Genomic DNA, 16,713 nt, shown 5'->3' with positions numbered 1-16,713 from the left:
CACATCGGGTTTTCCCCGATCTCGATAAGGTTGCGCAGACTGGCTTCCCCTGGAAGCGGCGGAACTTCAAGCACCATGCCCAAGCTCTCCATGCACACCGCGACCGTCACCATCAGCCTGCCGTCCGACATCGGTTCGGACGAGGAGATCGCCGCATTGCGCATCGCCGGCATCCCTGTCGATGCGCTGGGCAATGCCCAGTTCGGATATCTCTTCGTGAGAAATGGCGGTGGCAGCAACAGACGGAACATCTTCAGATGGTTCGCCGGCGGGTTGCCGCAAGAGCCGCCCTTGCCCTGAATGGCGCTGCTCGCCAGGGACTGGGGCAAGCCTCCTAAGCCTTGATGCCGCAGCCGCCCAGCACAAACGCCACCAGCTCGCGCGCGATGGGTTCGCGCTCGATCGGTGCGTCGGGCGGCAGGCCGAGCATCACGCGCGTCTGTATCGCGTAGTCGGCATAGCTCTGGGTCATGGCCCAGATGTGCATCAGCAGGATGCGCGCGTCGAGCGGACGCATCAGGCCGCGTGCGATCCAGCCGTTGATGACGTCCACTTTCTTCTGCGTCCAGGCCCGTGCGTTGGGCCAGTAGCGCTCGAGGTTGCGGCCGCCGTCGAGCACCTCGCGCGTGAAGATGCGCGAGATCTCGGGGTTGTCGAAGGCGTGGTCCAGCTTCTTGCGGATGTAGTCGGCGAGCACCGTGGCCGGGTCGCTGGCGTCCTCGAACGAGAACACCACCTTCCAGGCGTGCAGCACCTGCATCAGCAGTTCTTCGTACAGCTCTTCCTTGCCCGCGATGTAGTAGTGCAGCTGGGGCTTGGTGAGCCCGGCGCGCGCCGCGATGGCCTGCGTCGACGTGCCCTTCAGGCCATGCAGGCTGAACTCGGTCACCGCCGCGGTGCGGATCGCGGTCATGATGCGTTCGCGGCCCGGGCGTGCACGCGACAGCGGACCGTCGGGGGCGGGCATTTCCTGGGCTGTCGAGGGGGTGAGGGCGGCGGGATCGGCGTTCATGGCGGTGGGCGGCGGGGGCGCCCGGTCGATGGTAATCCCTGGCGCATGACCGCATGTCGTGCCCGCATGGCGATGCCGTGCATGCGGGCACGGTTCATGTATCTTCCTCGCCGCCTCGAAAAATTTCCTCAAACCAAGGAGCCTTTCATGTACCTCTCTCCCCGTTTCCGTGCCTTCGCGGCCGGTACCGCATTGCTCGCGGCCAGCGCCCTGGCGCAGGCCCAGCAGGCCCTGCCCAATGTGGTGATTCTTGCCACCGGCGGCACCATCGCCGGCGCCGGCGCTTCGGCCGTCAACAGCGCCACCTACGCGGCCGCCAAGGTCGGTGTCGAGAAGCTGATCGCCGGCCTGCCGGAGCTTTCCAAGGTCGCCAACGTGCGCGGCGAGCAGGTGTTCCAGGTCGCATCCGAAAGCCTCACCAACGACAACCTGCTGACGCTGGCCAAGCGCGTCTCGGCGCTGTCCAAGCAGGCCGATGTGGACGGCATCGTCATCACCCACGGCACCGACACGCTGGAAGAAACCGCCTACTTCCTGACGCTGACTGTGCACACCAACAAGCCGATCGTGGTGGTCGGCTCGATGCGTCCGGGCACCGCGCTGTCGGCCGACGGCGCGCTCAACCTATATGACGCCGTGAACGTGGCGGGCAGCAAGGACGCGATGGGCAAGGGCGTGCTGGTGACGATGAACGACAACATCGACAGCGGCCGCGACGTGAGCAAGAACGTCAACATCAAGACCAACGCCTTCTCCAGCCAATGGGGCGCGCTGGGCATGATCGTCGAGGGCAAGAACTACTGGTTCCGCGCGCCGGTCAAGCGCCACACCATGAACTCGGAGTTCGACATCGACAGCATCAATGCGCTGCCGCCGGTCGAGATCGCCATGGGCTACGAGGGCGTGTCGTCCATCGCCATCGACGCCATCGCCAAGAGCGGTGCCAAGGCGCTGATCCACGGCGGCACGGGCAACGGCTCGGTGGCCGATCGCATCGTGCCGAACCTGCAGAAGGCGCGCGCCGATGGCGTGATCGTCATTCGCAGCTCGCGCGTGCCTGACGGCTTCGTGATCCGCAATGCCGAGCAGCCCGACGACAAGTACGACTGGGTGGTGGCGCACGACCTGCGTCCGCAGAAGGCGCGCATCCTGGCAATGGTCGCGCTGACCAAGACCAACAACACCAAGGAACTGCAGCGGATCTTCTGGGAATACTGATCCGTCGAGCGATTTCAGTGACCAGAACCGGGCCGCGGGGGCATCAGCCTTCGCGGCCTTTTTGCTGGGCGAAGGCCTGGCTACCGCGTTCGGCGATGGTGCCGCGCGTACTCGATGCTCGCGATGCAGATCGCCAGCCACGCCCCGCCCGAGCACAGCCCCGCGAGCACGTCGGTCGGAAAGTGCGCCCGCACGAAGATGCGGCTGCAGGCCACGGTGATGACCACGGCCGTTGCCGCCATCACCGACGGCACGCGCCAGCGCGGCGGCAGCATGCGCAGCCCCAGGTAGCCCAGCATGCCGTAGAGCACCATCGAGCCGGAGCTGTGGCCGCTCGGAAAGCTGAAGCCTGATACCAGCGCGAAGCCGTTCTCATGAATCGGCCGCGCGCGCTCGAAGATGTGCTTGAGCACATGGTTCAGCCCCGCGTTGCCGACGCTGGCCGCCAGCCATCCGACGGCAAAGCCGCGATGCCCGCGCAGCCACAGCAAGACAGCCACCAGCACGCAGATCGACCCCATGAACCACGGGTCGCCCAGATGGGTGAGCCGCAGGAACACTTCGCGCACGGCCAGCGGCGTGTGGGCGCCGACCGCTTCGCTGATGGTCTCGTCCAGCAGCCCCATCGGCCGGCCGTTGCCCAGGCCCTCGGCCACCTCGGCAAAGACCCTCGCAAGACCGAGCACCGTGACAAGGCCGATGGCCAGTCCGCCGAAAAGCAGGTACGTGCCCGGCTCGGGTTGCGCCGCATGCCGGCGCCGAAGATGCTCGAAACCCCAGGCCGCGAGGCCGGCACCGGCGGTCAGCACGGCCAGCAACACCAGGAAACCGGGCCAGGCCTGGGCGCCGATGCGTTCGCCCAGGGCGGTCAATGCGGTGGGATCAACGGGCATGGGCAAAGGGCGCGGACGGCGAGGACAGGCGAATCACGATGTACGGGGGAGGTTCCAAAAGGGGGAGGTCGAGCATAGCGGGGCGTTCCTGACCGCCCGCTGCCTCGTAAAATAGCCGGTTCGTTGCGCCGCGGGGTTCTCCCACCGGGCGGCCGCCTTCACGCAGAGCCATGCTGACCTTCCAACAAATCATTCTCAAACTGCAGTCGTACTGGGCCGACCAAGGCTGTGCGCTGCTGCAACCGTACGACATGGAAGTGGGCGCGGGCACCTCGCACACCGCCACCTTCCTGCGCGCCCTCGGCCCGGAACCGTGGAAGGCCGCCTATGTGCAGCCCAGCCGCCGCCCCAAGGACGGCCGCTACGGCGAGAACCCCAACCGCCTGCAGCACTACTACCAATACCAGGTGGTGCTCAAGCCCGCGCCTTCCAACATTCTGGAGCTGTACCTCGGCAGCCTCGAAGCCCTGGGCTTCGACCTGAAGAAGAACGACATCCGCTTCGTCGAGGACGATTGGGAAAACCCCACGCTCGGCGCCTGGGGCCTGGGCTGGGAAGTCTGGCTCAACGGCATGGAAGTGACGCAGTTCACCTACTTCCAGCAGGTCGGCGGCATCGACTGCAAGCCGATCACCGGCGAAATCACCTACGGCCTTGAACGCCTGGCGATGTACCTGCAGCAGAAGGAAAGCATCTACGAACTGGAATGGGCGCCCGGCGTGACCTATGGCGACGTCTATCACCAGAACGAGGTCGAGCAGTCGACCTACAACTTCGAGCACAGCGACGCCGAGTTCCTGTTCACCGCCTTCAATGCGCATGAAAAGCAGGCCAAGCACCTCATGACCGAGCAGCTCGCGCTGCCGGCCTACGAACAGGTGCTGAAAGCCGCACACAGCTTCAACCTGCTCGACGCGCGCGGCGCGATCAGCGTGACGGAGCGCGCGGCCTACATCGGCCGCATCCGCAACCTCGCGCGCAGCGTGGCGCAGAGCTACTACGAAAGCCGCGAGCGCCTGGGCTTCCCGATGGCGCCGCGCGAATGGGTTGCGCAGATGCCGCCGAAGAAGCCCGCCTGACCCTGCCCGCCCGCCATGCCAACGATCTTCACCCATGTCGCCGTTCCCGTCTGCGCAGCCATTGCGCTGGGCACGCGGCGCGTGCCGGTGGCGGCGCTGCTGGTGGGCATGCTCGCGGCCATCGTGCCGGACTTCGACGGCCTCGCTTTCAAGCTCGGCATTGCCTATGGCGGCATGAGCGGACACCGCGGCTTCACGCACACCCTGCTGTTCGCGCTGGTGTTCGGCCTCATCGGCTGGTGGCTCGCGCCGCGATGGGGCATGCGCCGCGCGACCGGCTGGGCGTGGATCGCGCTGTGCACCGTGTCGCATCCGCTGCTGGACATGCTGACCAATGGCGGCATCGGCATCGCCTTCTTCTGGCCGTTCAGCGACGTGCGCTACTTCAGCCCGTGGCGGCCCATCGAGGTGTCGCCGATAGCGCTCAAGCGCTTCTTCTCGCCGCGCGGCGCGCAGGTGCTGCTCAACGAGATGTTCACCGTCTGGGCGCCGCTGCTGGTGGTGGCGGTGCTTGCGCTCGTGGCGCGCCGCAGCGTGGAGCGGCGCAACGGCGCCGTCGCCGCATGAACCGTTTTTCTTCTTTCCCTTCCACGGTGCCGCATTGCTGCGTGCCCGTGACCGGCGCCGCTTGCGGCGCAGTTTTCGTCCTATCCCTCTGAGCCATGTCGTCTGCCAGCCTTCTTGTCGAACTGTTTGTCGAGGAATTGCCGCCCAAGGCGTTGAAGAAGCTCGGTGACGCCTTTGCCGGCGTGCTGCGCGACCAGCTCGTGGCGCAGGGGCTCGCCGAGGCGGGCGCGGTGCTCACCGCCTATGCTTCGCCGCGCCGCCTTGCCGCGCACCTCACGCACGTGGCCGAGCGCGCCGCCGACAAGGCCGTGTCGCAAAAGCTCATGCCCGTGGCCGTGGGCCTCGATGCCTCGGGCCAGCCCACGCCGGCCCTGCTCAAGCGCCTGGGCGCGCTCGGCGCCGACGCCTCGGCCGTGCCGGGCCTCAAGCGCGCGATGGACGGCAAGGCCGAAGCGCTGTTCTACGAAAGCACCGCCAAGGGCGCCACGCTGGCCGAAGGCCTGCAGAAGGCCCTGGCCGAGGCCATTGCCAAGCTGCCGATTCCGAAGGTCATGACCTACCAGCTTGAAGAAGGCAGCGAGCTGCCCGGCTGGACCAGCGTGAGCTTCGTGCGTCCCGCGCACGGCCTCGTGGCGCTGCACGGCAGCACTGTGGTGCCCATCGAGGCGCTGGGCCTGAAGGCCGGCCGCGAGACGCACGGCCACCGCTTCGAGGCGGCGGTCGATCCGGTCGTGCTGCGCGATGCCAACAGCTATGCGCTGCAACTGCAGGACGACGGCGCAGTCATCGCGAGCTTCGAGGCGCGCCGCGCTGAAATCGCACGCCAACTGGCGGCCGCCGCCATCAAGGTCGGCGGCGGTGCCGTGCCCATCCACGACGACGCACTGCTCGACGAAGTGACCGCGCTGGTCGAACGCCCCAACGTGCTGGTCTGCAGTTTCGAGCGCGAATTCCTCGAAGTGCCGCAGGAATGCCTGATCCTCACGATGAAGGCCAACCAGAAGTACTTTCCGCTGCTCGACGCGTCGAACAAGCTCACCCACAACTTCCTCGTCGTCAGCAACATCAGCCCCGACGACGCGAGCGCGGTGATCCAGGGCAACGAGCGCGTGGTGCGCCCGCGCCTGGCCGATGCCAAGTTCTTCTTCGACCAGGACCGCAAGAAATCGCTGGCCTCGCGCGTCGAGTCGCTGGGCAAGGTGGTCTATCACAACAAGCTCGGCACGCAGGGCGAGCGTGTCCAGCGCGTGATGCACATCGCACGCGGCATTGCCGAAAAACTCGGTGACACCACGCTGGCCGCGCAGGCGACGCAAGCCGCGCAACTGGCCAAGGCCGACCTCGTGACCGACATGGTCGGCGAGTTCCCCGAGCTGCAAGGCACCATGGGCCGCTACTACGCGCTGCACGACGGCCTCGATGCCGCAGTGGCCGACGCCATCGAAGACCACTACAAGCCGCGCTTTGCCGGCGACGAACTGCCGCGCAACACCGTCGGCCTCGTGGTCGCGCTGGCCGACAAGCTCGAAACGCTGGTCGGCATGTTCGGCATCGGCAACCTGCCCACCGGCGACCGCGACCCGTTCGCGCTGCGCCGCCATGCGCTCGGTGTGATCCGCATGCTGACCGAAAGGGACCTCGCGTTGGGCCTGAACGCGCTGCTGCAGGACGCCGCCGCGCAGTTCAAGGGCATCGCCGGCTTCGAGAGCAGCAAGGCCACGGTCGAGCTGCAGGACTTCATCCTCGACCGCCTCGCCGGCAGCCTGCGCGAGCAGGGCGCGAGCGCGCAGGAAGTCGATGCCGTGCTGGCCCCTCGCCCGCAGCGCCTGGGCGAAGTGCCCAAGCTGCTGGCGGCAGTGCGCGCCTTCGCCGCACTGCCCGCCGCCGCTGCACTGGCCGCCGCCAACAAGCGCATCGGCAACATCCTCAAGAAGGCGCCCGAGGCCGACGCGCACGTCAGCGAACTGCTGCTGCAGGAGCCCGCCGAGAAGGCGCTGCACGCGGCCATGGCACAGGTCGTGCCCGCCGCCAATGCGCAGTTCGACGCCGGCGACTACACCGCCTCGCTGCAGACGCTGGCCGCGCTGCGCGAGCCGGTCGATGCCTTCTTCGACGGCGTGATGGTCAATGCCGAGCAGGCCGACCTGCGCCTGAACCGCCTGGGCCTGCTGATGTTGCTGCACGCCGCGATGAACCGCGTGGCGCAGCTCGAGCGGCTGGCCGTCTGATCTTCCGGACAACCTCACCATGGGTGGTTCTGCCATGAAACTCGTCATCCTCGACCGCAACGGCACGATCAACGTGCACCGCGAAGATTTCGTCAAGAGCGACATCGAGTGGACGCCGCTGCCCGGCGCGCTGGAGGCGGTGGCGCGGCTCAACCATGCGGGCTGGCACGTGGTGATCGCGTCCAACCAGTCGGGCCTGGGGCGCGGCCTGTTCGACATGGCCTCGCTCAATGCCATGCACGCCAAGATGCACAAGATGCTCGCGGCCGTGGGCGGCAAGATCGACGCCGTGTTCTATTGCCCGCACAGCCCGGACGAGGACTGCGACTGCCGCAAGCCGAAGTCGGGCCTGTTCCTGCAGATCGGCGACCGCTATGGCATCGATCTGAAGGGCGTCCCGACGGCTGGCGACAGTCTGCGCGACCTGCAGGCCGGCGCGGCCGCCGGCTGCGAGCCGCACCTGCTGCTCACGGGCATGGGCGCGGCCTGCCGCGGCGTCGATCCGCTGCCGCCCGAATATCCGGCGAACACGATGGTTCACGAGAGCCTCGCCGCCTTTGTCGACTTTCTGCTTGTGCGCGAAGCGCAGGCTGCACTGCAGGTAGCTGTCTGATGGCGTTTTTCCGTTCCGTTCTCCACGCCCTGTGGATGCTTGTCACCGTCGTGCCCTGGGGCATCATCATGTGCGTCAGCTCGATCTGGAAGCGCGGCATTCCGCTCTACTGGATGGCCGAGCAATGGCTCAGTTGGGCCATCGGCGGCGCGCGCGTGCTGCTGGGCATCAAGACCCGCGTGACCGGCATGGAGAACCTGCCGACCGACCAGCTCGCGGGCGCGGTGTTGCTGGTCAAGCACCAGTCCACGCTCGAAACCTTCCTCATGCCCACGCTGATGCCGCACCCGCTGGCCTACGTGTTCAAGAAGGAACTGATCTACGTGCCCTTCTTCGGCTGGGCCATGGCGCGGCTGGACATGATCCACATCGACCGCAGCCAGCGCGCGCAGGCTTTCAACAAGGTGGTCAACCAGGGCCGCAAGCTGCTGGCGCAGGGCATCTGGATCATCATGTTCCCCGAAGGCACGCGCATTCCGCGCGGCCAGAAGGGCACCTACAAGAGCGGCGGCACGCGGCTGGCCTGCGAGACGGGCGTGCCGGTGATCCCGATTGCCGTGACCTCGGCCAAGGTCTGGCCGCGCAAGGCATTCATCAAGCGCCCGGGCGTGGTCGATGTGTCCATCGGCCCGGCAATCCCGAGCGTGGGCCGCAAGCCCGATGAGCTGATGCGCGAAGTCGAAGCCTGGATCGAGGCCGAGATGCGCCGCCTCGACCCCGAGGCCTACGTCGACAGCCCGCAGCAGCAACCATTGCCGTCGTCGCCATCGGACGCGCGCTGAAGAAAGAACCCGACATGCAGGGCCTGCTGCAGTTCACGATGGACCTGTTCGAGGGGCTGGGGAGCGAATTTGCACCGCCAGCACCTTCGCCAGCAGCGCCCCGGCGAGCGAAGAAGCCCAAGCTGGTTGCGCCGCCCGCTGTGCCGGCCGCGCCGCCAACGCTCGTGGAGCCGTACGACAAGGATGCACCGCCAGCGATCCCGCTGGCTGAGACCCTGACCCTCGCGAACTTCGCGCACCCTCAGGCCACACGCCAGGTGGTGCTGGGCACGGCGCGCGTGGCGTATGAATTCAAGCGCGGCAAGCGCAAGACCATCGGCTTCCTGGTGGGTGCCGAAGGCCTGTCGGTGCGCGCACCGCGCTGGGTGGCACTGCGCGATGTCGATGCCGCGATCCAGGAGAAGGCCGACTGGATCCTGCGCAAGCTCACCGAGACGCAGCAGCGTCATGCGCGTGTCGAGGCCACGCGCATCGAATGGAAGAACGGCGCACAGTTTCCCTTCATGGGCGAGCCGGTCGTGATCCAGCTCGACCCGAAGCACGGCTTTGCGAGCGTCGGCGGCACGCTCGATGCCGCCGAGGGCGACGGGCCGCGCACCTTGCGGCTGGCGGTGGCGCAGAACGCCGAGCCCTCGCAGATCCGCGATGCGGCGCAGGCCTGGCTCATGCGGCAGGCGCGGCGCCTGTTCATCGAACGGCTCGATCACTTCGCGCCCAGGCTCGGGGTGAGCTGGCAGAAGCTGTCGCTGTCGAATGCCGCAACGCGCTGGGGCAGCGCGAGCGCGGACGGCTCGATCCGCCTCAACTGGCGGTTGATTCATTTCGGGCTGCCGGTGATCGACTACGTGGTCGCGCACGAGCTGGCCCACCTGCGGGTGATGGACCACTCGCACCGTTTCTGGGAAACGGTCGAGAGCGTGGTGCCCGACTACGACCTGCTCAGGCAGAAGCTGAAGGACGAAGCCGTCCCTCGCTGGTCGTAGAAGAAAAGCCTCAGCGGGCGTGCGTGACGCCGCCGTCGACCACCAGCGTCGAGCCCATCACGTAGTCGCCAGCCCGCGACGCCAGGTAGATGGCGGCGCCGGCCATGTCTTCCGGCACGCCGATGCGACCGGCCGGAATGCGTTCCTTGACCTCGTCCCCATGGTCCCGCGCCACCTTGTTCATGTCGGACGCAAACGCGCCGGGCGCGATCGCGCTGACCACGATGCGGTCTTGCGCCAGCCGCAGTGCCATGCGCCGCGTGAGCTGGATCAACCCGGCCTTGCTGGCCGCGTAGGAGTACGTTTCCTGCGGATTGATCGAGATGCCGTCGATCGACGCGATGTTGATGACCTTCGACAGATGGTCGGTCGCGGCCTTCTTGAGCATCGGCGTCAGCGCTTGGGTCAGGAAGAAGGGCGTCTTCAGGTTCAGGTCGACCACCTTGTCCCAGCCGCTTTCCGGAAACTCCTCGTACGGCGCGCCCCAGGCTGCACCGGCGTTGTTGACGAGGATGTCGAGCGAGTCTTCGTGTTTGGCGTAGGCCTCGACCAGCGCCTGCGCGCCTTCCAGCGTGGACACGTCCGCCGGCAGCGACACGCAGTGGCCGAAGGCCGAAAGCTCCTTGGCGGTCTGGTCGCAGGCCGCGGCCTTGCGCGCCGAGATGTACACGCGCGCGCCCTGCGCCAGGAAGCCCTCGGCGATCATGCGGCCGATGCCGCGCGAGCCGCCGGTGATCAAGGCGCTGCGGCCCTTCAGCGAGAAGAGTTGGGTGGTGTCCATGGTGCAGGTGTCTCCTGAATTAGAAAAATCTCAGGAAACGAGCTTAGTGCGCGGCGCGTCCGCGCTGCGTCACCTTGGCGCCAGCGACAGGCTGCGCGGGCTCATGAAATTGCGCAGGCCGCCGGTGATGGGGTCGAGAAAAGCCACCGACTTGGCCAGCAACTGCAGGGGCTTGTCGAAGTCGTCGGTGTTCTCGGGCAGCAGCGTGGGATAGATCGGGTCGTTCACGATCGGCATGCCCAGCGCCATGCAGTGCACGCGCAGCTGGTGCTTGCGGCCGGTGACCGGCGAGAGCTGCAGCAGCGCATGGCCATCTCGCGCCTCTTGCACCACGATGCGGGTCTCGGAGTTGGGCTCGCCCGCTTCTTCCTTCACGCGCATGAAGTGCTCGTCGTCGACCAGCCGGCTGCGGTAGACCTCGGGCACCGACGACACGCCCTCGTGCCACGGCACCACGGCCTCGTAGTGCTTGGCGATGCGGCGTTCGGGAAACATCGCCTGGTAGGCACCACGCGTTTCGGGGCGCACCGAGAACAGCACCAGCCCCGAGGTGCTGCGGTCGATGCGGTGCAGCGGCACGAGGTCGTCGATCTTCAGTTTGCGCTTGAGCCGCACCAGCAGGCTTTGCTGCAGGTACTTGCCGGTGGGCGTGACGGGCAGGAAGGGGGGCTTGTCCACGACCACGAGCTGGTCGTCCTGGAACAGCACCTGTTCCTCGAAGGGGATGGGCACCTCGGCATCGAGCGTGCGGTAGTAATAAACGCGCAGCGGCGATTCATAGCGGCGCTGCGCGGTCACGGGCACGTGGTGCTCGTCGATCACGTCGCCGGCCGCGATGCGCTCGAGCCAGGCCTCGCGCGTGATGGCGGGAAAGCGCTCGATCAGGAATTCGGCGATGGTGGGCCAGGGGCCGTGCGACAGCCCCACGCAGCTCGGGCCGACGCCTTCGCGCGTGGGCAGCGGCAGCCGGGGGCTTGTCATTGCGCGAGTTCTCGTTGCAGCACCGACAGTGCTTCGGCAAACGAGGGGCGCGCTGTCACGTCGGGTTGCATGCATCGGTCTTTCAATGCCGTTGCTGCTTGCGGTGGCGTATTGCTGCAGCGTTCAAGCAGCTCTTCCAGCAGGCAGCCGAAGGCGCGCATCTCCAGGCGCTGCAACGCCAGAGCCTGCGCCGCATCGAGCGAGCGGGTCATCCAGGCCGCGCCGAAGTCGCCGAGCCGCCCCCCGCCTTGCGCGTTCCACAGGATGTTGTGCGCGTACAGGTCGCCGTGCAGAAGGCCTTGCGCATGCAGGTGCTGCATGGCCGAGGCGATGTCGCGCGCGATGCGCAGGGCCACGTCGCAAGACCAGCGTGCATCGTCCGAATAGACATCGCGCGTGCACGACGCCAGGCTCGGCGGCCCCGCGAGGGTAATGAACGACGGGGCCACCAGCGCCATCACCAGGCCTTCGGTGCCGTCGGGATGGCCGTCGATGCGGCTCTGTGCGGCAATCAAGGTGGGGTGCAGGCCGGCCGCGATGCAGGCGGCCATTTCGCTGTGCGGCCAGCCGTCGCTGGTGACCGCGCCCTTGAACAGCTTGACCGCCACCTGTTGCTGCGATGCACCCAGCGCCGCCTGATGGATCACGCCCGAGGCGCCTTCGCCGAGTTTCTTGCCGAGCGTCAGCTCGCGCCAGTCGACGTGCGGCACCGATTGCGCGGTGATTGCCGCGTCTTCCGCCTGCGTGTCGAAAGGGTTGCCTGCGGCGGCGAGCCACGACAGGCGCGGCAACGAGAGCAGCCATTCGGGCAGCGCCTCGAAGCGATTGGCGGAAATGCGCAGCAGTTCGAGCTGCCGACAGGCCGCCACCGATTGCGGCAGCGTGCGCAGGCGATTGCCCGCCAGCATCAGCTTCTGCATGCGCGTGCACTGGCCCAGCGTGTCGGGCAGTTCCTCGATCTGGTTGTCCGTGAGGATCAGCCAGCGCAGCGAAGGCGGCAGTGCTTCGGCCGGCACGCTGCGGATGTGGTTGGCCTTGAAGCCGACGATGCCGAGTTCACGGCACTGGCCGATGGACGCGGGCAGTTCCGTGAAGCGGTTGTCCGAGCAGAACAGCACGCGCAGCCTGTGCAGCCGGCCCAGGTCGTCGGGTAGCGCGCTCAGCGCATTGCCCGAGAGGTTCAGTGTTTCGAGTGAATCGGAAAGGTCGAAAAGCTCGCGCGGAAACTCGGTGAGTCCGCACGAGAGATCGATTCGTTTTGCGCCTGCCAGCCGGCCCGCGCGCAGCTGAGCCAGCGTGTTGTCCATCCGGCGAGTCTAAATCGCTAGGCCGTCGTGCTTCGGGCGCCGAAGCGGTAGATGCCGTCCTGTCCCAGTTCGCGCTTGACCTGGCCCGAGAACCACAGCAGGTGCAGGTGGGCCACGGCCTCACCCATCGCGAAGGTCATCTGGTGCAGGTCGAGTTCGCGCTTGAACAGGATCGGCAGGCCTTCGGCTGCGGTGATCGGGCGCGCGGTGCAGGCTTCGAGCAGCTCGGCCAATCGGTCGCGGTGGTGCTCCTGCAACTGGTCGACGCGGCGGTGGATGCCGGTGAACGGCTTGCCGTGCGAGGGCAGGCCCAGCGTGTCGACCGGCAGCGCCTTGAACTTGTCGATGCTGTCGAGAAAGAGCCGCAGCGAGTTGGCTTCGGGCTCGCCCGCATGCACGCTCACGTTGGTCGAGATGCGCGGCAGCATCATGTCGCCGCCCAGCAGCAGCTTCAGTTCGTCGCAGTACAGCGCGATGTGCTCCGGCGCGTGGCCGTAGCCGCTGATGCAGCGCCAGGCGTGGCCGCCGATCATGACCGTGTCGCCGTCGAGCATGCGCGTGAAGTTGTCGGGCACCGAAGGCACCATGCCCGCGTAGTAGTTGGTGCGCGCGCGGATCTTGGCGACGGCCTCGGGATCGGTCAGGCCGTGCGAAGCGAAAAACTTCGCCGCCAGCTCGCCGCCCGCCGCGCTGTCGCCGGCGGTGGTCAGCACGCGTGCCACGTGGTAGTCGGTCGAGCTGATCCACAGCGGCGCGTTCCAGCGCGTGCAGAGCCAGTCGGCCAGGCCGATGTGGTCGGGGTGCATGTGGGTGACGATCACGCGCAGGATCGGCAGGCCCTGCAGTTGCGTCTCGAACACCTGCTCCCACTGCGCGCGCGCTTCGTCGCGGGCGATGCAGCAGTCGACCACCGTCCAGCCCTCGACGCCGTCGATGGTGTCGCGCAGCAGCCAGAGGTTGATGTGGTCCAGTGCAAAGGGCAGCCGCATGCGGATCCAGCGCACGCCGGGTGCCACTTCCAGTGCGGTGCCGGGCTCGGGCAGGGTGTCGCCCATCGGGTAGTGGAGTTCGCGTTCGAGGAGGTTCATGTAAGATTGACGTTTACGTAAACGTCATGTGTTGATGGCATCATTGTAGGGAGCGCGGCAAGAAGCTGCTGTCGCCCCCGTAACGCCCCCCGACGTTCCCGAACCGTCCTGCCATTCCATGTCCGCGCAAACCTTCACCATCAGCGAACTCGCGAAGGAGTTCGACCTCACGACGCGAGCCATCCGCTTCTATGAAGACATGGGCCTGCTCACGCCCGAGCGCGCCGGCATGCAGCGCGTGTACAGCGCGCGCGACCGGGCGCGCCTGACGCTCACGCTGCGCGCCAAGCGCCTCGGCCTGAGCCTGACGGAGGCCAAGGACATCCTCGACATGTACGACAGCCCGCAAGACACGGTGCCGCAGCTGCAGAAGTTCCTCGGCGTGCTGGGCGCGCACCGGTCGCAGCTCGAAGCACAGCTGGCCGAACTGCAGACCAATATCGCGGAAGTGCGCGCTCACGAGAAGAAAGGCCGCGCCACGCTCGCACGTGCCCAGAAGGCGGCCAAGGCTGCCTGAACCCCGCGCCAGAAACACGACTCACCGACAATAGGTTCCTATGTCCGACAACCTCGACGACCTCTTTGCCCACAACCGTGCCTGGTCCGCACAGATGGAACGCGATCGGCCCGGCTTCTTCACCGGCCTGGTGAAGCAGCAGACGCCGCGCTACATGTGGATCGGCTGTTCCGACAGCCGCGTGCCCGCCAACCAGATCACAGGCCTGGAGCCGGGCGAGGTGTTCGTGCACCGCAACGTGGCCAACATCGTGGTGCATTCGGACCTGAATGCGCTGTCCGCGATCCAGTTTGCCGTCGAGCGACTGAAGGTCGAGCACATCATGGTGGTCGGTCACTACGGCTGCTCGGGCGTGCAGGCCGCGCTCGAAGGCGCGCGCATCGGCATCGCCGACAACTGGATTCGCCACATCCAGGACGTGCGCGACCGGCACAAGGTCATGCTGGAGAGCTTTCCCGAGGAAGTGCGCGCCGATGCGCTGTGCGAGCTCAACGTGGCCGAGCAGGTGGTCAACGTGGCGGTCAGCACCGTCATGGTCGATGCCTGGGCGCGGGGCCAGAAGGTCAGGATCCACGGCTGGGCCTTCGGCGTGCACGACGGCCTGCTGCAGGACCTGGGCCTGAACGTCGATGGCGACAAGCCGCTCGACGCCATCTACAAGGCCGCGGTGCAGCGCATCCGCTACAAATGGAGCAAGCCGCCGGGCCTGTCGCCTAGCGCGCAGGCGGGCGCGGACGGCACCGAAGGCACGGCGAAGTAACCCGGCCGGGCCCATGTTCCCGCAGCGCCTCGATTCGCCGCTGGCCTACGACATCGCCAAGGCGATGATCGACGGATTCAACCGCCACTACCGGTTGTTTCGCGCCGAATCGGCGCGTGCCAAGCATCGATTCGAGACCGCCGACTGGCACGGCCAGCAGCGCGCCCAGCGCGAGCGCATCGAGTTCTACGATCTGCGCGTGAACGAGGCCGTGGCCCGGCTCGAAAAAGAGTTCAAGGCCGGCGAGCAGCCGATGGATGTGTGGCACCAGGTCAAGCTGCACTTCATCGGCTTGCTGGTGGACCATCACCAGCCCGAGCTGGCCGAGAGTTTCTTCAACTCGGTCACCACCAAGATCCTGCACCGGGCCTACTTCCAGAACGACTTCATCTTCGTTCGCCCAGCCATCAGCACCGAGTACATCGAGCCGCGCGGTGCGCCGACCTACCGCCCGTACTACCCCGCGCACGACACGCTGGCCGACACCATCGAGCAGATGCTCGACGACTTCGCGCTGCAGGGCAGCTATGCCAACAAGCGGCGCGATGCCGAGCGCGTGGCGCACGTCATCCTGATCCGCTTCCACCAGGTCAAGTTGCGCGCCAACTTCCAGTTGCAGGTGCTCTCGGGCCTGTTCTTCCGCAACAAGGGCGCCTATGTGGTCGGCCGCATCCTGAACGGCTTCACCGAGATCCCGTTCTCGCTGCCGATCCTGCACGACAGCCACGGCAAGTTCTACATCGACGCGGCGCTGTTCGGCGAAGACGACCTGCAGATGCTGTTCAGCTTTGCACGCGCGTACTTCATGGTCGACATGGAAGTGCCCTCGGCCTGCGTGCAGTTCCTGCGCTCGCTGATGCCGCGCAAGCCGCGCGCCGAAATCTACAACGCGCTCGGCCTGGCCAAGCAGGGCAAGACGCTGTTCTACCGCGACTTCCTCTCGCACCTGAACTATTCGAGCGACCGCTTTCGCATCGCGCCCGGCATCAAGGGCATGGTCATGCTGGTGTTCGACCTGCCTTCGTTTCCGTTCGTGTTCAAGGTCATCAAGGACTTCTATCCGCCGCAGAAGGACACCACGCGCGAGCAGATCAAGGGCAAGTACATGCTCGTGAAGCAGCACGACCGCGTGGGCCGCATGGCCGATACGCTGGAGTACAGCGACGTGGGTTTTCCGCTCGATCGCTTCGAGCCCGAACTGATCGAGGAGATCCGCAAGTTCGCACCCAGCCAGCTCGAGATTGGCGACCGCGATGGCAACGGGGAGATGGAGCTGGTGCTCAAGCACGTCTACATCGAGCGCCGCATGATCCCGCTGAACATCTACCTGCAGGAAGCCTTCGACACGCTGGCGCACCCCGAGAGCCCGGCCCACGCCAGGCGCGCGAAAGACCAGCTCGAACATGCGGTGATCGAGTACGGCAACGCCATCAAGGACATGGTGGCCGCCAACATCTTTCCGGGCGACATGCTGTGGAAGAACTTCGGCGTCACGCGCGGCGGCAAGGTCGTGTTCTACGACTACGACGAGATCGAATACGTCACCGACTGCAAGTTCCGCAAGGTGCCCACGCCGCGCAACGAGGAAGACGAGATGAGCGGCGAGGTCTGGTATTCGGTCGGCCCGAAGGACGTGTTCCCCGAGACCTTCGAGCCCTTTCTGCTCGGCAACAGCGACGTGCGCGCGGCCTTCATGGCGCACCACGCCGACCTGCTCGACGCTGCCTTCTGGCAGCACCACAAGGAACGCATCCAGGCCGGCCAGATGCTCGATGTGTTCCCGTACGAAGAGTCGCAGCGCTTCCAGCACGAGGGGCACGCGACGCATTTCTGACACTGGCCGCGGCACGCGCCGCAGCCGACTGCTTCAACGTCAACGCTTTTTGCTTTCACATTCCAGAAGG

The 16,713-nt window shown here is 66.6% G+C and carries 17 protein-coding genes; 11 read left to right on the top strand and 6 right to left on the bottom strand.

Annotated elements, in window-relative coordinates:
• Positions 1-75: 75 nt before the first annotated feature.
• Complete coding sequence (locus H7F35_RS08255) at positions 76-300, top strand: hypothetical protein (RefSeq protein WP_187112430.1); 225 nt, start codon at positions 76-78, stop codon at positions 298-300.
• Between the two features lie 34 nt (positions 301-334).
• Here the strand turns inward: H7F35_RS08255 and H7F35_RS08250 are convergent, their stop codons facing one another.
• Positions 335-1,012, bottom strand: a complete 678-nt coding sequence (locus H7F35_RS08250) for a TetR family transcriptional regulator C-terminal domain-containing protein (RefSeq protein ID WP_187112429.1) — start codon at positions 1,010-1,012, stop codon at positions 335-337.
• Positions 1,013-1,159: 147 nt separating this feature from the next.
• Between H7F35_RS08250 and H7F35_RS08245 the strand changes: the two genes are divergently transcribed.
• Positions 1,160-2,230: an asparaginase gene (locus H7F35_RS08245; RefSeq protein WP_187112428.1), complete on the top strand. Its 1,071-nt coding sequence runs from the start codon at positions 1,160-1,162 to the stop codon at positions 2,228-2,230.
• A gap of 80 nt (positions 2,231-2,310) precedes the next feature.
• Here H7F35_RS08245 and H7F35_RS08240 read toward each other — a convergent pair whose 3' ends face one another.
• Complete coding sequence (locus tag H7F35_RS08240; RefSeq protein WP_187112427.1) at positions 2,311-3,123, bottom strand: phosphatase PAP2 family protein; 813 nt, start codon at positions 3,121-3,123, stop codon at positions 2,311-2,313.
• 170 nt (positions 3,124-3,293) lie between these two features.
• Between H7F35_RS08240 and glyQ the strand changes: the two genes are divergently transcribed.
• From glyQ to H7F35_RS08210, 6 genes are all read left to right on the top strand, one after another.
• Complete coding sequence (glyQ, locus tag H7F35_RS08235) at positions 3,294-4,202, top strand: glycine--tRNA ligase subunit alpha (protein WP_187112426.1); 909 nt, start codon at positions 3,294-3,296, stop codon at positions 4,200-4,202.
• A 15-nt stretch (positions 4,203-4,217) separates the two neighbouring features.
• On the top strand, positions 4,218-4,769 hold the full coding sequence (locus H7F35_RS08230; protein WP_187112425.1) for a metal-dependent hydrolase: 552 nt from the start codon (positions 4,218-4,220) through the stop codon (positions 4,767-4,769).
• A 95-nt stretch (positions 4,770-4,864) separates the two neighbouring features.
• Complete coding sequence (gene glyS, locus H7F35_RS08225) at positions 4,865-6,997, top strand: glycine--tRNA ligase subunit beta (RefSeq protein WP_187112424.1); 2,133 nt, start codon at positions 4,865-4,867, stop codon at positions 6,995-6,997.
• A 19-nt stretch (positions 6,998-7,016) separates the two neighbouring features.
• The gene (gene gmhB / locus H7F35_RS08220) at positions 7,017-7,610 is read left to right on the top strand and encodes a D-glycero-beta-D-manno-heptose 1,7-bisphosphate 7-phosphatase (protein ID WP_187112423.1); all 594 of its coding nucleotides are present in this window, start codon (positions 7,017-7,019) and stop codon (positions 7,608-7,610) included.
• Complete coding sequence (locus H7F35_RS08215) at positions 7,610-8,392, top strand: lysophospholipid acyltransferase family protein (protein WP_187112422.1); 783 nt, start codon at positions 7,610-7,612, stop codon at positions 8,390-8,392. Before gmhB ends, H7F35_RS08215 begins: the two co-directional genes overlap by 1 nt.
• Before the next feature lie 14 nt (positions 8,393-8,406).
• Positions 8,407-9,375 (top strand): M48 family metallopeptidase, encoded by a 969-nt coding sequence (locus H7F35_RS08210; RefSeq protein WP_261803564.1) that lies wholly within the window; start codon positions 8,407-8,409, stop codon positions 9,373-9,375.
• A 10-nt stretch (positions 9,376-9,385) separates the two neighbouring features.
• On the opposite strand, the gene H7F35_RS08205 is transcribed toward H7F35_RS08210, so the two are convergent.
• From H7F35_RS08205 to H7F35_RS08190, 4 genes are all read right to left on the bottom strand, one after another.
• A complete protein-coding gene (locus H7F35_RS08205; protein ID WP_187112421.1) occupies positions 9,386-10,156 on the bottom strand; it encodes an SDR family oxidoreductase in 771 nt (256 codons plus the stop codon).
• Between the two features lie 69 nt (positions 10,157-10,225).
• Positions 10,226-11,137: a pseudouridine synthase gene (locus H7F35_RS08200; protein ID WP_187112420.1), complete on the bottom strand. Its 912-nt coding sequence runs from the start codon at positions 11,135-11,137 to the stop codon at positions 10,226-10,228.
• Positions 11,134-12,444: a leucine-rich repeat-containing protein kinase family protein gene (locus H7F35_RS08195; RefSeq protein WP_187112419.1), complete on the bottom strand. Its 1,311-nt coding sequence runs from the start codon at positions 12,442-12,444 to the stop codon at positions 11,134-11,136. Before H7F35_RS08195 ends, H7F35_RS08200 begins: the two co-directional genes overlap by 4 nt.
• Before the next feature lie 17 nt (positions 12,445-12,461).
• A complete protein-coding gene (locus H7F35_RS08190; RefSeq protein WP_187112418.1) occupies positions 12,462-13,532 on the bottom strand; it encodes an MBL fold metallo-hydrolase in 1,071 nt (356 codons plus the stop codon).
• 118 nt (positions 13,533-13,650) lie between these two features.
• On the opposite strand from H7F35_RS08190, the gene H7F35_RS08185 reads away from it, so the two are divergent.
• The 3 genes from H7F35_RS08185 to aceK are packed head-to-tail and all read left to right on the top strand — an operon-like array spanning position 13,651 to position 16,643.
• On the top strand, positions 13,651-14,049 hold the full coding sequence (locus H7F35_RS08185; protein ID WP_187112417.1) for a MerR family transcriptional regulator: 399 nt from the start codon (positions 13,651-13,653) through the stop codon (positions 14,047-14,049).
• Between the two features lie 40 nt (positions 14,050-14,089).
• Entirely contained in the window at positions 14,090-14,809 is a 720-nt protein-coding gene (can, locus tag H7F35_RS08180; protein ID WP_187112416.1) for a carbonate dehydratase, read from the top strand.
• Positions 14,810-14,822: 13 nt separating this feature from the next.
• Complete coding sequence (gene aceK / locus H7F35_RS08175) at positions 14,823-16,643, top strand: bifunctional isocitrate dehydrogenase kinase/phosphatase (RefSeq protein ID WP_187112415.1); 1,821 nt, start codon at positions 14,823-14,825, stop codon at positions 16,641-16,643.
• Positions 16,644-16,713 lie beyond the last annotated feature (70 nt).

This window comes from Variovorax sp. PAMC26660, from assembly GCF_014302995.1.
In the GTDB taxonomy this organism is placed as follows: Bacteria; Pseudomonadota; Gammaproteobacteria; order Burkholderiales; family Burkholderiaceae_C; genus Variovorax.
This window is presented reverse-complemented; position numbering and strand designations above follow the sequence as displayed.

What these genes read in the sequence shown, in the direction of transcription:
- aceK (WP_187112415.1), top strand. Translation starts at nt 14,823, where the DNA reads ATGTTCCCGCAGCGCCTCGATTCGCCGCTGGCCTACGACATCGCCAAG.
- H7F35_RS08215 (WP_187112422.1), top strand. Translation starts at nt 7,610, where the DNA reads ATGGCGTTTTTCCGTTCCGTTCTCCACGCCCTGTGGATGCTTGTCACC.
- gmhB (WP_187112423.1), top strand. Translation starts at nt 7,017, where the DNA reads ATGGGTGGTTCTGCCATGAAACTCGTCATCCTCGACCGCAACGGCACG.
- H7F35_RS08185 (WP_187112417.1), top strand. Translation starts at nt 13,651, where the DNA reads ATGTCCGCGCAAACCTTCACCATCAGCGAACTCGCGAAGGAGTTCGAC.
- H7F35_RS08190 (WP_187112418.1), bottom strand. Translation starts at nt 13,532, where the DNA reads ATGAACCTCCTCGAACGCGAACTCCACTACCCGATGGGCGACACCCTG.
- H7F35_RS08245 (WP_187112428.1), top strand. Translation starts at nt 1,160, where the DNA reads ATGTACCTCTCTCCCCGTTTCCGTGCCTTCGCGGCCGGTACCGCATTG.
- H7F35_RS08250 (WP_187112429.1), bottom strand. Translation starts at nt 1,012, where the DNA reads ATGAACGCCGATCCCGCCGCCCTCACCCCCTCGACAGCCCAGGAAATG.
- H7F35_RS08205 (WP_187112421.1), bottom strand. Translation starts at nt 10,156, where the DNA reads ATGGACACCACCCAACTCTTCTCGCTGAAGGGCCGCAGCGCCTTGATC.
- H7F35_RS08210 (WP_261803564.1), top strand. Translation starts at nt 8,407, where the DNA reads ATGCAGGGCCTGCTGCAGTTCACGATGGACCTGTTCGAGGGGCTGGGG.
- can (WP_187112416.1), top strand. Translation starts at nt 14,090, where the DNA reads ATGTCCGACAACCTCGACGACCTCTTTGCCCACAACCGTGCCTGGTCC.
- glyQ (WP_187112426.1), top strand. Translation starts at nt 3,294, where the DNA reads ATGCTGACCTTCCAACAAATCATTCTCAAACTGCAGTCGTACTGGGCC.
- H7F35_RS08200 (WP_187112420.1), bottom strand. Translation starts at nt 11,137, where the DNA reads ATGACAAGCCCCCGGCTGCCGCTGCCCACGCGCGAAGGCGTCGGCCCG.
- H7F35_RS08255 (WP_187112430.1), top strand. Translation starts at nt 76, where the DNA reads ATGCCCAAGCTCTCCATGCACACCGCGACCGTCACCATCAGCCTGCCG.
- H7F35_RS08195 (WP_187112419.1), bottom strand. Translation starts at nt 12,444, where the DNA reads ATGGACAACACGCTGGCTCAGCTGCGCGCGGGCCGGCTGGCAGGCGCA.
- H7F35_RS08240 (WP_187112427.1), bottom strand. Translation starts at nt 3,123, where the DNA reads ATGCCCGTTGATCCCACCGCATTGACCGCCCTGGGCGAACGCATCGGC.
- glyS (WP_187112424.1), top strand. Translation starts at nt 4,865, where the DNA reads ATGTCGTCTGCCAGCCTTCTTGTCGAACTGTTTGTCGAGGAATTGCCG.
- H7F35_RS08230 (WP_187112425.1), top strand. Translation starts at nt 4,218, where the DNA reads ATGCCAACGATCTTCACCCATGTCGCCGTTCCCGTCTGCGCAGCCATT.